Raw genomic sequence first — 15665 nt, 5'->3', positions numbered from 1 at the left:
TGGTGTAACCTATCCTTTTTTATTGATATGTTCGTCTAGCACCGTGAGGGCATTGTCGAACTCAAATTCGTTGATCAGTCTGACGAGCTCATCATAGAGTATACGCGGTAGCTTATTTTCAAATTCAGTAATGGTTTTCTTGGCCTGTGGATTGCCTTCTTCTAGTAATTCTCGAAGCGGCGTTAATAGAGCTTCGGCGCTAGTATTGAGCACAGTTGTTGGTGATTGACTGACGATTTCAGGGGTTGAGCTGGGTGGTGCAAGACTATTGGCAAGTTGTTCGAACAAGTGCTTAAACTGGTGCTGAAACTCCTGCCATTGTTGGCTGGCAAAAGCTTGCTCTGCTTGGGCGATGAGCGGTTCAAAATCGGTTGCTGCTTGTTCAAGCGATTTGGCACCAAGGTTACCAGCGACCCCTCTAATGGTGTGAATAATGCGTTTTACATCGTCAAATTGTTGTAGCCTACACGCTTGAGAAAGGGTCTCTAATTCTTGGTGATGCCTGCTATAAAAATCACTCAGTAGTTTTTGGTAAAGCTGTGCATTGCCGCCGACTCGGGTGATCCCCCATTGGCTATCTAAGCCGTCAATGACTGGTAATGGATCTTCGGCTGGAGCGTTTATCACCAGCGCTGGCTCAGTATCTGGCTGCGCTTGAGGCGCAAGGTATTGGCTTAGTACTGAGAATAATTGCTCGGGATCGATAGGTTTCGCTAGGTGAGCGTTCATGCCTGCTTCGAAACATCGTTGCTGATCTTCTTTCATTGCATGAGCGGTCATGGCAATAATCGGGAGTGTGGCGAAGCGGCTATTTTTGCGAATGGCTCGAGTGGCTTCAAAGCCATCGAGTACTGGCATTTGTATATCCATTAAGACTAAATCGAAGGGTTCAGCTTGCAGCATATCGATTGCTTGTTGACCATGCTTGGCAATGCTGGCTTGTAGGCCCATTTGGGTCAGCATTTCTTTGGCGAGTTCTTGGTTAATGGGGTGATCTTCTACTAACAATACCTTGCCCTCAAGTAAGTGGGGCACCATCGCTTGAGTTGCCAGTGAACTGCTTGGCTGTTGATGAAATAGCTTCATGATGCAATCAAATAATAGTGAAGCGTTGAGTGGTTTAATTAAGAAGGCGTCAAGTTGTTCTTTTTCTACCTGCCGCAGCACATCTTCACGCCCATAGGCGGTGACTAAAATGATTGCGGGCATCATGCGAAGAGGCATTTCTTTGATGTATTTACTCGCTTCAATGCCATTCATTCGTGGCATTTTCCAATCCATTAATACCAAGCGATAGGGATCTTCCGGTTCGATGTTGTTGTGTCGGTCAAGCATATCGATGGCGGTTGCAGCGTTACTCGCGCAATCAACTCTAAATGAGAAGGAGTGTAATATTTCGCTGCTAATGTCTCTGGCCAATTGGTTGTCGTCGACCACCAAAACTCGCATATCTCTGAGTTCGGCTTGCAACTGTTGGTCGTATTGTTTGTCTTCGGAGTAAGCTAAGTTAAGCTGAAAGCTAAAAGTACTGCCTTGATTTTCAATGCTGGTGGCGCGGATTTCTCCCCCCATCAGCTCGACTAATAATTTGCTGATGCTTAAACCCAGGCCGGTACCGCCATGGGTTCGAGTGAGGCTGTCGTCGGCCTGAGCAAAGGGCTGGAATAATTTACTGAGGTTGTCTTCGGAGATCCCAATGCCGGTGTCATTGACCGAAAACTCAAGGGTAACCCGGTTTGGCACCGATTCGAGCAGTTTGATCTTCACCACAACTTGTCCCTGCTCTGTAAATTTTATGGCATTTTGAGTCAGGTTAATCAGGATCTGTTCCAGCCTGAGAGGGTCGCCAATCAGGATATCGGGCACTTTCGGATCAACATCCATGAAGATATCTATGTTCTTCTCTATTGCTTTTGGTGCCAACAGATTTGATAGGTTGTAGACAATTTCACTTAAATGGAATTTGATTTGCTCTATTTCTAGCTTGCCAGCTTCGACTTTAGACACATCTAAGATGTCATTGATGACGCCCAGTAGGGTGAGCGACGCGCGTTTTATTTTCTTGGCGTAGTCTTGCTGGGTATCATCCAGTTTGCTACTGAGCATCAGATGTGTAAAGCCGACGATAGCATTCATCGGGGTCCGGATTTCATGAGACATATTGGCTAAAAACTGACTTTTAAAGTTATTGGCCTGTTCTGCACTTTGTTTGGCTTGTGCGAGCTTTTCACTACTCAGCTTTAATTTATCTTTGGCGATAGCAAGTTTTCTATTCCAAATGAAAATCACAATGATAATTGGCAGTGCAATCATGCAAGTGATTAGAATGGCTCGCCAAATTAAGTAGTTATTTGCTTGATGCTCAAAGTCAACTGAAAACCAGTGGTTCTTGATCTGCTTCATTTGTTGTGCCGATATTCGGTCGATAGCCTGATTGAGGATGGGGATTAATTCAGGCCAATCTTTACGGACGCCAATCGATGCTTGGTAAGAGTAGGGACTGGGTGCGGCTATCTTGATATCGGCGATGCCTAACTCGGTTAATGATAAGGAAGTGGAGTCCAGGATCCCGATGTAGGCATCAATTTCGCCAGCACTTAAGCTTAACAAGGCTTGTTGAGGTGATGAGAAAGGAAACTGTTCGAGTAGTGGGTAATCTACCTGTAGTTGGTTTTCTAAGTTGTGGTGATTGAGCACCCCTACTCGATGTCCGACGAGATCTTCAACACTGCTCACAAATTGGGTGTTGTCCTGCACAAATATCATATAGGGGCGAGTTAGGTAGGGCTTACTGAACAGCATTTCTGCTGTGTCTTGTTGATTTTGTTCGACATAGGGAACCGATGGGACGATATCGACCTCGGCTTGCTGGAGAGCTTGTAAGGTATTTGACCAACTACTTGTTTCAGAAGGTTTATAGCTTACGCCAATAATGTTGGTCACGATATTCAGAACTTCTGAAGAGATACCGCCAAAGGAGCCTTCTTCATCCACAAAGCTCAAGGGGGCAAATTTAGGGTCTACGCCGATGTTCCATTGTTGGTGCTGTTCTAGCCAAATATTTTGTTGGTTGCTTAGATTGAGAGGGAGGGCATTGATGAATTGTTGGCGGTTGTTTACCCAGTGACTGAGTATGGCTTGGCGTTCGGCAACGCTGATACTGGCTAAGGCTTTATTCAGAATGCCGACCAAGGGTTGCCATTGTGGGTCTTGATGTACCGCAAAGCGTTGTAAGGCGAAAGGCAGCTGAGGGTCACCGCTAAAGGAAATATTACTGAGCTGTAAGTTTTGTTTTAACCACGAGATGACCGCTTGATTTCCCACATACGCATCAACTTGTTGAAAGGAGAGAGCCTTCAAGGCATCAGCGGTGGAAGGGTAGGTTTTTAAGTTGATCTCGGGATGACTTTTACGCAGTACATCGATAAGGAAGAAGCCATCTTCAATGGCTAGCGTTTTCCCCGAGAGCTGAGCTAAGTCACTATATTGCTTGCCTTCGCTGTTGCTGACTATGACTTTCACTGCGCTGAAATAGGGGAGGGTGAACCATAAGTCTTGTTCTCGGTCTGCGGTTTGTACAATGGTAGTGCCGAGCTTAATTTCTCCTTTCCTTAACTGCTGAACCATGTCTTTGAAACGAGCATTGCTTTTCACTTTTAAGCTGATTCCTAAACGGTTCTCGATAAGCTCTAAATATTCGGAGAGGACTCCGCTATGTATGCCTTGTTGGTTGGTAAAGTCTACTGGTGGCCAATTGCCATCAACGCCAATGGTGATCTCTGGATGTTTCGTTAACCAGTCTTGTTCTGTCGGGGTTAAGTTGAGCTGAACTTTGGCATTATTGATAGCATTTAATTTTGGGGGCAGATATTCCCAGTGAAAACCGCTCCATTTTGCAGAAATAGCATTTTTGTCCTGATTGGATATATCTGCCAAGTGGCGATTAATTTTAGCTAACAGCTGTTGATTATCGCGCTTTACAGCTGCGCGGTAGGCTCGGTCATACAGCACCGACGTAAAGGCCTCAAAACGAACGCTCACCGGATGATCACTGAGGTATTTTTTTAGATAGATAGCTTGGGTGATGAACAGCTCAACCTCTCCAGTGATTGCGGCTTCAAATAGCTGGTTGTAGCCGGAATAACTATGTATATCAGCCTTGGGGTAATGTTCTAGCAGCCATTGATGATGGTAGCTACCCTGAGTCACGCCGATGGAGCGTTGGTTGATATCGAGGTTGGTATCAAGTTGAGTTAAGTTGGGGTTGTAGTATAGGGAATAAGCGCTATGTAATAAGGGCTTAGAAAATGCCATTTGGGTTTCACGTTGGGCGCTGCTGAACAGGCCTGCAATCGCATCCACCTTTCCTTCATTTAACCAGCGTTGAGTTTCACTGTTGTTTCCTCCGATAAACTGGATAGATTGTTGGCTCTTCTCGGCCCATATTCGCCAAAAATCGATCAGAACGCCGCTGGCTTGACCAGATTCGTCTTGATATTGAAGGGGGGCACTGTCGATCCGATAAGCAATTTTGAGCGGTTGTTGCGCATCAACTTGAGCGAAAGTCGATTGGGGGGAAACAATCAGAAGTAAGCAAATGAGACAAGTTGCGACCAAACAAAAAACACTTTTGCCTTTTATTTTCTGCATGCATCCTCGCTTAATTTGCTAAGTCATCGTTATTTAGCTGCGCACGATTCATCCCTCTATGGGGTCATCTGTTAGGGCTAAAAAGAGCGTATATCTTATGGGCTAGATGAAAATTCCTTTTGTTTATTTAATATACCGACTTGATATATCGGTGACAAATAATAATCATTTATCGTTTAAGTAATATGTTTTATTTTAGGGCTAGCTCATTGTTTTAACATTCATTATCGAGTTAATTAAAGATTAGACTATAGGCTTTTAATCCCATAGTCATCGTCGCTATCTTGGGGACTTTAGTTAAACTTCATAAACCTCGGTGGCGTAAGCTCGATAGCTATCTAGAACATTCTGTATTGAGCGAGATGGGTCGTCTGTTGAACATCGGTCGGCCAAGCTCGCTAGAAATGAACAAGTTTAGGATATGAAAAGGCTCCTTTGTTTTGCTGATTCGAATACTTGGGATTATGAGCCTCAGCGGCACCCTTATGCAGGTAATCAATGGTGGCAGGGATGGAAGAGATATGTCAGGGGGAATCCCCAGCTAAAGTTTTGCCCTGCAAAGTCAAAGGTCCTGCTCGGTTCTGTTAATTTTGTCGCGTCAGCGCCTGTTCTTTCGCTCTTTGTTTAAGGTGTGTCTGTTTAATTTTCACGCGCGCATCGGAGCGAAGGAGAGTATGGCTGGCGCCGCCTCTCCCGCTTTGTTTAAAGTTCACGCCGTGCATCGGGATGGAAATGGCTGGCATCTCGATGGGCCATTTCTTCGTAGGTGGCCCATTTTTGACGCGCCACCTGCTCGGCAATATCCATTAAACGTTGCGCCTCTTCGGGCTGGCTCTGGGCTAAGATCTGGTAACGATTCTCCTGTTCTCGGTAGTGTTTTAAGGGCACGCTGGGGCGTAAGCTGTCTAGGGCAAAAGGGTTCGCTCCCTGCTGGCGCAGCACTGGGTTATAGCGAATTAATGGCCAGTGCCCACTGAGGACTGCATTTTGTTGCTGCTCTAAACCTTTTTGCATATCAATACCGTGGGCAATGCAATGTGAATAGGCTATCACTAGTGAAGGGCCGGGATAGGCTTCGGCTTCACGTAAGGCCAACAGCGTTTGCTGAGGATCGGCGCCCAGTGCGACTCTTGCCACATAAACATTGCCATAGGCGATGGCTTGCAGGGCCACATCTTTTTTGGCCATGGTTTTTCCGCCGGCGGCAAATTTAGCCACCGCGCCTAGCGGGGTTGATTTACTCATTTGGCCACCGGTATTGGAGTAGACTTCGGTATCCATGACTAAAATATTCACGTCTCGGCCGGAAGCCAATACATGGTCTAAGCCGCCAAAACCAATGTCGTAGGCCCAGCCGTCGCCCCCCACTATCCATACCGAGCGACGTAACAGATAATCTAATACCGAGCTGAGCGTTTGTGCGTGAGCATGGCCTTTAATTTGTTGCATTAGTTGCTGCAGGCGTTGACGTTGTGCTCTGAGTTGTGATTCAAACTGCTGAGGCGCGTTGAGTACCGCTTCGATGAGTTGTGGATCGAAGGCGGGTTGCCATTGCTGTAGTTGTCTCTCGGCTTCGCGTCGCTGTTGATCGGCGCTGAGTCGCAGACCCAAACCAAACTCGGCATTGTCTTCAAATAGCGAGTTTGACCAAGCGGGTCCTTGGCCCTCGGCATTTTTTGACCAAGGAGTGGTGGGTAAATTACCGCCATAAATAGATGAACAGCCGGTGGCATTGGCAACTAACATACGATCGCCAAATAGTTGGGTAATCAGTTTCAAATAAGGTGTTTCACCGCAGCCACTACAGGCCCCGGAAAATTCAAACAGCGGCTCAAGAAATTGCACTCCATGCACAGTGGAAAAATCCACACGACTGCGATCGTTGACTGGCAAACTTTCGAAAAAAGCCAGCGCTTCACGCAGCGGTTGTTGCTGTTGCGGTTTGGGCTGCATGGTGAGCGCTCGCTGTTGTTCGGGGCCGCGCACCGGACAGGCCTCGAAACATAATCCGCAACCAGTACAATCATCCCCGTAGAGCTGCAAAGTATAGTGGGTATCGGGAAAGCCTCGGGCGGCCAGAGCTGCCGACGCAAAACTGCTGGGCGCCTGGGCTAAGTAAGCTTGATGATAGAAACGGGCGCGCAGCGCCGCATGTGGGCAAACGATGACACAGTTTCCGCATTGAATGCAGGCCTCGCTGTCCCATTTGGGCAGTGTGGCGGCAATGTTACGTTTCTCATAACGGCTGGAGCCGCTGGGCCAAGTGCCATCATCGGGCAGCATCGATACCGGAATTTGATCGCCTAAACCACGGATCATCTTGGCGGTGACCTGTAGCATAAAGGCCGGAGCCGGCGGGCTGAGCGCGGGGCTCAGTTGTCGTGCCGAATTTGCCTGGCCTAAAGTCACTGTTCGTAGCGCGGCGATACTAGCATCGACAACGGCATGGTTGGCCTCGACAACTTTAGCCCCCTTGCGTTGATAGCTCTTGGTAATGGCTTGTTTCATGGCGTTTAAGGCTTGCTCGAGTGGCAGAATGTTGGCTAAGGCAAAGAAACAGGCCTGCATAATCGTGTTGATTCGGCGCCCCATGCCGCCAGCGAGGGCGACCGCGGTGGCATCAATCGCATATACCTTGATTTGCTGCTCAAGAATAGAGTGCTGAGTATCTGCGGTGAATGAGTCCCAAAGTTGTTGGTCATTCAAGCTGCTGTTGAGCAACAAACAGCCTTGTGCTTTGATTTTGTTCACTAAGTCCATTTGTCGTAATAATTGCGGTTGGTGAACCGCGACTAGGTCGGCGTGTTCCAGCAAATAGGGCGCATCTATCGGTTGTTGGGCAAAACGTAAATGCGAAACCGTGGTTGAGCCAGACTTTTTAGAATCATAAACAAAGTAACCCTGCGCATAATACCCCGGACGTTCGGCGACGATTTTAATGGTGTTTTTATTGGCCCCAACCGTTCCATCGGAACCTAAACCATAGAACAGTGCGCTACTGACGCCGGTTTCTGGCAAAGTCATTTTGCTATCAACTGTTAGGCTGAGGTGACTCAAATCGTCGTTGATACCAACGCTAAAACGAGTTTTAACTGGCGAAGCGCGTAGGGATTTAAAGACCGCATCGGCCATGGCTGGGGTGAATTCTTTGCTGGATAGGCCATAGCGCCCACCACAGACCTTAATATGCAGGCGCTCGGGGTGTTCGTGGATCACCGATTGAACATCCAGTAGTAATGGTTCGGCTTGTGAGCCGGGCTCTTTGGTGCGATCAAGCACTGCTATCCTTTGCACCGTATTTGGCAATACCGCCAAAAAGTGTTCGCTGCTAAAGGGACGGTATAGCCGTACCGTAACCACACCAACTTTTTCGCCTTGTTGACAGCGGTGCGCGACCACTTGTTGTGCGGTGATGCTCGCCGAGCCCATCACCACCAGTACATCGCTGGCGTCTGCTGCACCATGATAATCGAAGGGGCGATAAGGTCTACCGCTTAGGCTCGCGACCTGCTGCATCACATCGGCAACGATGCTGGGGGCGTGTTGATAATAAGGATTGACGCTCTCGCGAGCCTGAAAATAAACGTCGGGATTTTGAGCGGTGCCTCTAATTTTTGGGCGTTCTGGTGAGAGCGCGCGTTGGCGGTGTTGCCACACCCAGTGATCGTCGACCAGCGGCTTAATTTGCGTGGCGTCCAGAGCGGCAATTTTATTGACTTCGTGGGAGGTTCGAAAGCCATCGAAGAAATGCACAAAGGGAATGCGGCAGCGTAGGCTTGCGAGATGGGCCACTAAAGCCATGTCTTGCGCCTCTTGCACCGAGGCCGATGCGAGCAGGGCAAAGCCTGTGGCGCGCACTGCCATTACATCTTGATGGTCGCCAAAAATCGATAATCCTTGAGCAGCCAAGGCGCGAGCGGCTACATGAAATACCGCTGGGCTTAGCTCTCCAGCAATTTTGTACATATTAGGGAGCATTAACATCAAGCCCTGAGAAGCGGTAAAGGTGGTGGCTAAAGCGCCGCCTTGCAGCGCGCCGTGAACCGCGCCAGCCGCACCGCCTTCACTTTGCATCTCAATGATTTCTGGTATTTGTCCCCATAGGTTGGGTTTTCCTTGATTGGCCCATTCATCGGCCAGTTCAGCCATGGTTGAAGAGGGGGTGATGGGATAAATGGCACAAACTTCACTAAATAAATAGGCGATTCGAGCCGCTGCTTCGTTACCGTCGAGGGTGAGCATGCGTGGTTTCATTGGTTTTCCTCCACCGTATCGATCATGGTCATCGTCATCGCACCACAAGGACATTGGTTTACACAGGCTTGACAACCAGTGCAACGTTGATAGTCGATGGCATAACCTTGTCCTTCGCCTTGCTTACTAATGGCTTGTTGTGGGCAAGCGCCATAGCAGCTGTCACACTCAAAGCAATTGCCGCAGGAGTAGCAGCGTTGGGCTTCAAATTGAGCCTGTTCAGCGCTTAAACCTTGAGTGACTTCGCTAAAATCATCAACCCGTTGTTCGGGGGAGAGTTGATTTTTGGGATTGACAGGGGCATCAGTTTGATACCAGAGGTGAAGCTGTTCGGAGGTGGCAATTTTTGCTTTTGGGGGCGTGGTTAGTTGTGTTTGTTGTAACCAAGTATCGATGCAATGGGCGGCCTTTTTGCCGTGGCCTGTGGCAATGGTCACAGTGCGTAGCGAAGGCACCATATCACCGCCGGCAAAAATACCTTCGGCACCGGTCATCATGTGTTGATTTACTTCCACCACTCCATCGTGATAACGGATCTGTTCGAACTGGCTGAGCAAGCGAGTATCGACGTTTTGTCCGAGGGCTAAGATCAGGCTATCGGCGGCAAGTGTTTCAAACTTACCGGTGGGTTGAGGGTAACCTTGTTCGTCTAATTCCATCAACTCGACGGTGAGTTGTTGTTCGCTGAAGTCTTTGATGGTGCGTAACCAATTGATTTGCACTCCTTCTTCCAGCGCTTCATAGGCCTCAAACTGGTGGGCGGGCATATTCGCCATGTCGCGGCGATAGATGATCATTGGCTCGGCGCCAAGGCGTTTGGCACTGCGGGCTGCATCCATGGCGGTATTACCTCCTCCGTAGATGGCGACTCTACGACCGAGATTGAGTTTTTGGCCCTGTTCGATAGCTTCTAAGTAACTGACGGCATCGATGATTTTGCTCGCCTCTTGGGCTGGGATCTCAGTTTTCTTGCTGATGTGAGCGCCAATGGCAACAAAGGCGGCGGCAAACCCACCTTGTTCTCGCTCCTGTTTTAGATCGTCGACCCGGTGGTTGAGAGTGATTTTTACCCCCATTCTAAGTAAGCGGTAGATCTCACCATCCAATATATTTCTCGGTAAGCGATAGGCCGGAATGCCAAAGCGTAGCATGCCGCCAGCGCTGTTGCCGGCATCGCGTATTTCTACGCTGTGTCCTAAACGAGCTAGGTGGTAGGCGGCGGCTAAGCCGCTGGGACCAGCCCCCACAATCAAGATTTTTTTGCCACTCGGCGTGGCATTGTATTCTGGTAGCCAGCCTTCGGCTAAGGCGACATCGCCTAAGTAACGCTCGATGGCGTGTACCGAGACGGCTTGATCCACCTCATTGCGATTACAGGCTGCTTCACAGGGATGGTAGCAAACTCGGCCATGGATCGCTGGGAAAGGATTGTCGTTCATCAATACCTGCCAAGCTTGTTGTATATCACCTTGTTGAGCTAGTGATAGCCAAGCTTGGATATTTTCTCCCGCCGGACAGGCAGCATTACAAGGTGGCAGCAGCGATTGATAAATTGGTTTTCGTTTTGCGACGGCACCTGTGCCATGGCTCAAGGTAAGGTCGGGAGGACTTGATAAATCGACAGATTTTGCTTTCATCAGGGTTCCTTAAGTTCAGTGCACCATCTTGCCGCGCTAAGAATAGGCAATAGCTTGCCATTCGTTAGTCGCTAACGATGCTATGGCACGGTGTTATGAAGGCAGGTGATTCACTGCCGACGCTAAATCTTAAGAAATCAAAATTAGTAAAAATTTAGCATACGCTGCATTTTATGAGAGCTATCTAGATCAAAATTTATCAAAGGATCCATGTAGGGAGTTCACAGTTTTAATTTATATATTAGTAATGTCTAAAATAATTTATGGCCGCTTATTAGCAATGCTTTTGAAATAAAGTGAAAATGTTTTTGGCTTCGCCGAATTTATTATATGAATCAAAGATATTTCTAAGTTTTTGAGTTTGATTGAGAACCTTAAAGGTTCGATGGCTTTTTGATTTATCGGCCTGGAGTGCGAATCTACGGGGATTGTCGTGGATACTTTAGTTTGCTAGTTAGTTAAATATATTAAAAAAACCGAGTGATGAATATTCATGGTTTTATCTGTTGAAGACTGTTTTTATGACTCTAAACATATTATTTCTACGGATAGCTATCAAAATTCAGAGCAATATTTTGAAAAACAAACTAATGATAAAATAGAAGACAAATATCAGTGTATTACATATTTGTTAAATACATAAATTGTTTTTTTTATGTGTATTTTTTTGTGTATATTTATATCTTTTAGATTTAAGTATTCGTTATGGCAGTACAACAGCACGTAACTCAACAAGAAGTCGATTACTCTGAATTTGACAGTCTGATCTCTACCACCGATAACGATAGTTATATCACTTATGCCAATCAAAGCTTTTGTGATGTAGCAGGTTACTCGGCCACTGAGTTATCTGGTCAACCACATAATATTATCCGACATACGGATATGCCCAAAGTGGCCTTTGCCCAGATGTGGGAGTACTTGCTATCGGGCCGAAGCTGGATGGGTTTAGTCAAAAATAGCTGCAAAGATAGCGCTTATCACTATTGGGTGAGTGCCTTTGTTACGCCGATTAAAAATGAACAGGGTGAAACCATTGAATATCAGTCGGTGAGATCACGCCCTGAACGTGAACAAATTAAACGAGCGGATGCGGCCTATAGTCAATTGCAGCAAGGAAAAAAACCGCAGCGTTTATTGGGCTGGCGACATCACTATGCTTCCTATATGTTGCTATTAACGCTAAGCATGTTGGGCTTGCTGGAATGGCAGGCTTTGACTGCGGGAATGTATTGGTTGGCCGGGGGAGGCGCTTTACTTGGTGCTGCCAGCCTATTTTTCGGTTGGCGACAACGCTCGCGGATTCAACAACTGAATCAACGAGCCCAGCAGGCCTACCACAACCCTTTGATGGAAAATCTTTACACTGATCATTATGATGAGTTTTCGGCCATTGAATTGGCCTTGCGGATGCGCCAAGCTGAATTGCGTGCAGTGGTGGCTCGCACTGGGGAAACCACAGGCGATATTCTGCTGTCTGCCGAGGATGAATTGGCGACCATGCAGTCTATGAAACAGAGTCTCTCTCAGCAAAACGATGAAACCACTCAGGTCGCTACAGCGGTGACCGAGATGGCCCATGCTACTCGAGAAGTGGCGGAAAGTGCCGAGTCAGCATCGCAGCTGACCAGCCAAGCCAATACCGCGGTGGTTGCAGGGCGACAACAGGTTGATACCACGATCGACTCGGTGCAGGCTTTACATAAGGAGTTAGCAAACTCCCAAGCAGTGGTGAGTCAATTGGCTGAAAGTAGTCAGCAAATTGAAGGGATCCTCGATGTGATTGGTTCGATTGCCGACCAAACCAACTTGTTAGCTTTGAATGCGGCCATTGAGGCCGCTCGAGCTGGCGATGCTGGGCGCGGTTTTGCTGTGGTGGCGGAAGAGGTGCGAAACTTAGCCCAGAAAACGCAAGTTTCTACCGAAGAAATCCATACCATGATTAATAATTTGCAAACTACTGCTGAGCAGGCAATTTCAACCATGGCCTCGGGTGAGGTGCTCTCTGAGCAATGTTTAGTGAATGCTCAGAATACCGGAGATTCGCTGATTGAAATTGGTGATATGTTGCATCGTGTGACGGATACTAGTCATCAAATTGCAGTGGCAGTAGAAGAGCAGGCCACGGTGACCGAAGAAATTAATCGTAACTTGATTAATATTAATAAGCTAACCGAGGAAACGGCGGTGACAGGGGATGAGTCGGTCGAGCGTACGGGGATGTTGGTCGATAAATTACAAGCCTTACAGCGCTTGATTCATCAGTTTCAGGCTTAATATGCCAGAAGCGAGGACTTGTAGACTCGAAGTGGTCGATGTTGCTTCGAGCTGAGTTTGTTTGCAGAAGGCGGGGATTCTTCTGTTCAAAGGCTGATAGGTATAGCGCCTGAGCTGCGATTAAAGTGAAGCGGTAACATAGCCTGGTCGCTGAGCGCTTTGAACCGAGCGTTGGGATGATGTGCGGTTCTTAAATAAATCACCTCAAGGGAGAGTTTGGTGTCATTTATTTGAAGCAACAATTGTCGCGAAAATAGTCATTCCAGTGTCGTCGTTTTGTACAGTCAACACTGCAGTGGAACTGCATTGTTGACTGTACACCAGATTAGTTTTTACGACCCCACAAAATGCCATTGAGGTAAGGGTTGCCGGTGATTTTGGTCATGATGATCACCGCTGAAACATGGATTGCAACGGCGATCATACACAGATCAGCTAGTAATCCATGGACTTTCTCAAGCCACTCCTCTCCCCAGAATAGATCGGTCTGGGTTGCCCAGCCCGAAAGACCAGTAGCAATCAGTAAAAACCACATGAGCCAGATCATCAAAGCACCTGCGGGATTGTGCCCGTGGTGTTGATCTTGCCTGCTCACAAGCACCTCCTTCAGGTGAGCAATACCTGCTGCGATTGACGGCCTAAAAGTACTGAGTCGAGCCGGTGAACGGGTAATCAAGCCCCAGACTAAACGCGTCGCAATAGCGGCTAAGACCCCATAGCCTGCCCACTGATGCAGTTCGCTGCCTTCTTCCAGCAATAAAAAGTTACTTAAAAATAGTATTGCAACGGTCCAGTGAGTCAGTCTTACTAGCCAATCCCAAACGTAGTGTTTAGTCATCGATTTCCTCTTTTACTTTTTCCATGTTGGTTGGGTTAAAGTAAATTTCTGCTCGTTTTCCTTGCTTGGTATGACCGTAAAGTTCATAGCAACTAGTGTGGGTTCTTTTAAATACTTTGATTTTGTAACCCATTTCTTCAACCCGCTGTTGGGCTTGTTCGATGGGGATCCAAGTACTTTCAGGCTGTTGAGTACAAGTAGGGTCGGCTAAAGCCACAAAGGAGGTTGCGGCTAGGATACATGCAATAAGTTGAGTTGACATTTTAATCGGTGACATCTTGTTCTCCTGTTCGTTTAGTTTCAACTTCATCATAAGTTGCAAAACTTAAGGAAGACTTAAGGTTTGACAAAATAGGCTAAAAAGAGCTGTTTGTAAGTGAACGACAAGGGCTGAATATATCTTCAGAGGCATGGTATTCCTGAGTCGAGACATCCATTAAACCGAGTAAGGAATGAAATAGATTGTCGTGGGAATAAGGCTTATCACGAGAAGCGTTTAAACAGCTTGAGTCGATATGTTTTTGCTTCGCAAAACCTGGAGACATCCAAAACAGCAAGGGAACCTTGGTTTGAGTTTCTGGGGCTAAGCTGTAGGGCATGCCATGCAGAAACAGGCCATTTTCACCCAGTGATTCTCCATGGTCTGAGACATAGATCAGCGCAGTATTGTATTGTTGCAAACTTTGTAAGTGTTTTATCACTTGTGCGGTGACAAAGTCGGTGTAGCGAATGCTGTTATCGTAACTATTTTGAATTTGCTCTATCGAACAGTTTTCAATATCGGCTCGTGGACAATCGGGTTGATAGGTTGCCATTGAACTTGGGTAGCGTTGAAAGTAGGTGGGGCCATGGCTCCCCATCAGATGCATCACAATCATACGATTCCCTGACATCGCCGAGATTTGTTGATCGAGATTTTCCAATAGCACCATGTCATAGCAACTATGACCATTACATTGTTGATCTTGTCGCGAAGTATCTATATTGATGAGAGGAATGTTTTTTGCGACTGCTTTATCGCCTCCATCATTTTCCTTCCATAGTAAGTTAATACCAGCTCGTTGCAGAATATCTAACAGGTTGTCTTGGTGATCGGCTTGCTTGCGATTGAAGTTAGCTTTATTCATGTTAGAAAATAAACAAGGTACCGATACTGCAGTGGCTGTGCCGCAGGAGGACATATTGGAAAAGAAGAACGGGTGATAGGCTTGGGTATAAGCGTTAGTATCACGAGCATAGCCATGGTATTGATAGTTTTGTGCGCGGGCGGTCTCACCTAATAAAAAGATGACTAAGTTCGGCTTATTTGCACTTGTGTTCGCAGCAGCATTTGCTATTTGTTTGGCGTCGGTTGCGAGGGTTTTATAGACCATGGGTTTAGTAAAGTAGCTGTCTTTGACCTGCCCATAGGCACTGTAGACAAACTGGGTCGGAATAATCATTTTGTTTAAATAGGAATTATTTCGACCGACCGACGAGTAGTCTTGATAATACAAAGCTGCGATTAATAGAATACCCAAAACAGATAGGATCATGGCTAAGCATTTTTTAGCGATGAAACGAATAAAGGTGCGCTCTTTTTTTATTGGTAATAGTGCGAGTAGAACACTTGGTAGAACGCCTAAGCCAAGGATCCAGGTTAGTGAATATAAGCTGATATATGAGCTGGCTTCACCAGCATTGGTTTCCAAAATATTAACCAACATATCCTGGTCAAAAATGGTGCCATAGTTAAAGCTACTGTAGCTGACAATACTCGATAATAAGATCAATAGAATAAAAAATGGTTTAAACAGAAACGGCCAAGAGAACAGCTGAAATATCAGGTTTAAAGCGAGTATAAAAAATAGCGGAATGCTTATGATGAAACCTAGTTTTACTTGTTCGAGGTGGCTGAATATCTCACTTATTTTGGCATATATGGGAAGGTTAAGTACCACTGCAAAATACAGGGCGATGAACAAAGTGGCGAGCCAATAGGGTAAGGCGAATCTAGTGAATGAACGCAT

The 15665-nt window shown here is 46.8% G+C and carries 7 protein-coding genes; 1 reads left to right on the top strand and 6 read right to left on the bottom strand.

Annotation, left to right across the window (positions count from 1 at the left end):
• Positions 1-9: 9 nt before the first annotated feature.
• The 3 genes from ACRRSX_RS17455 to ACRRSX_RS17445 form a co-directional block, all read right to left on the bottom strand.
• Complete coding sequence (locus ACRRSX_RS17455) at positions 10-4650, bottom strand: transporter substrate-binding domain-containing protein (RefSeq protein WP_432451942.1); 4641 nt, start codon at positions 4648-4650, stop codon at positions 10-12.
• Positions 4651-5352: 702 nt separating this feature from the next.
• On the bottom strand, positions 5353-8904 hold the full coding sequence (gene nifJ, locus ACRRSX_RS17450) for a pyruvate:ferredoxin (flavodoxin) oxidoreductase (RefSeq protein WP_432451943.1): 3552 nt from the start codon (positions 8902-8904) through the stop codon (positions 5353-5355).
• Complete coding sequence (locus tag ACRRSX_RS17445) at positions 8901-10541, bottom strand: NAD(P)-binding protein (protein WP_432451944.1); 1641 nt, start codon at positions 10539-10541, stop codon at positions 8901-8903. The genes nifJ and ACRRSX_RS17445 overlap by 4 nt, the downstream gene beginning before the upstream one ends.
• Before the next feature lie 705 nt (positions 10542-11246).
• Between ACRRSX_RS17445 and ACRRSX_RS17440 the strand changes: the two genes are divergently transcribed.
• A complete protein-coding gene (locus ACRRSX_RS17440; protein ID WP_432451945.1) occupies positions 11247-12818 on the top strand; it encodes a methyl-accepting chemotaxis protein in 1572 nt (523 codons plus the stop codon).
• Between the two features lie 325 nt (positions 12819-13143).
• On the opposite strand, the gene ACRRSX_RS17435 is transcribed toward ACRRSX_RS17440, so the two are convergent.
• The 3 genes from ACRRSX_RS17435 to ACRRSX_RS17425 form a co-directional block, all read right to left on the bottom strand.
• The gene (locus ACRRSX_RS17435; protein WP_432451946.1) at positions 13144-13656 is read right to left on the bottom strand and encodes a cytochrome b/b6 domain-containing protein; all 513 of its coding nucleotides are present in this window, start codon (positions 13654-13656) and stop codon (positions 13144-13146) included.
• Complete coding sequence (locus tag ACRRSX_RS17430) at positions 13649-13933, bottom strand: PepSY domain-containing protein (protein ID WP_432451947.1); 285 nt, start codon at positions 13931-13933, stop codon at positions 13649-13651. Before ACRRSX_RS17430 ends, ACRRSX_RS17435 begins: the two co-directional genes overlap by 8 nt.
• A gap of 79 nt (positions 13934-14012) precedes the next feature.
• Positions 14013-15665 (bottom strand): phosphoethanolamine transferase, encoded by a 1653-nt coding sequence (locus ACRRSX_RS17425; RefSeq protein WP_432451948.1) that lies wholly within the window; start codon positions 15663-15665, stop codon positions 14013-14015.

The organism is Agarivorans sp. QJM3NY_30 (assembly GCF_050870855.2).
Lineage (GTDB): Bacteria > Pseudomonadota > Gammaproteobacteria > Enterobacterales > Celerinatantimonadaceae > Agarivorans.
This window is presented reverse-complemented; position numbering and strand designations above follow the sequence as displayed.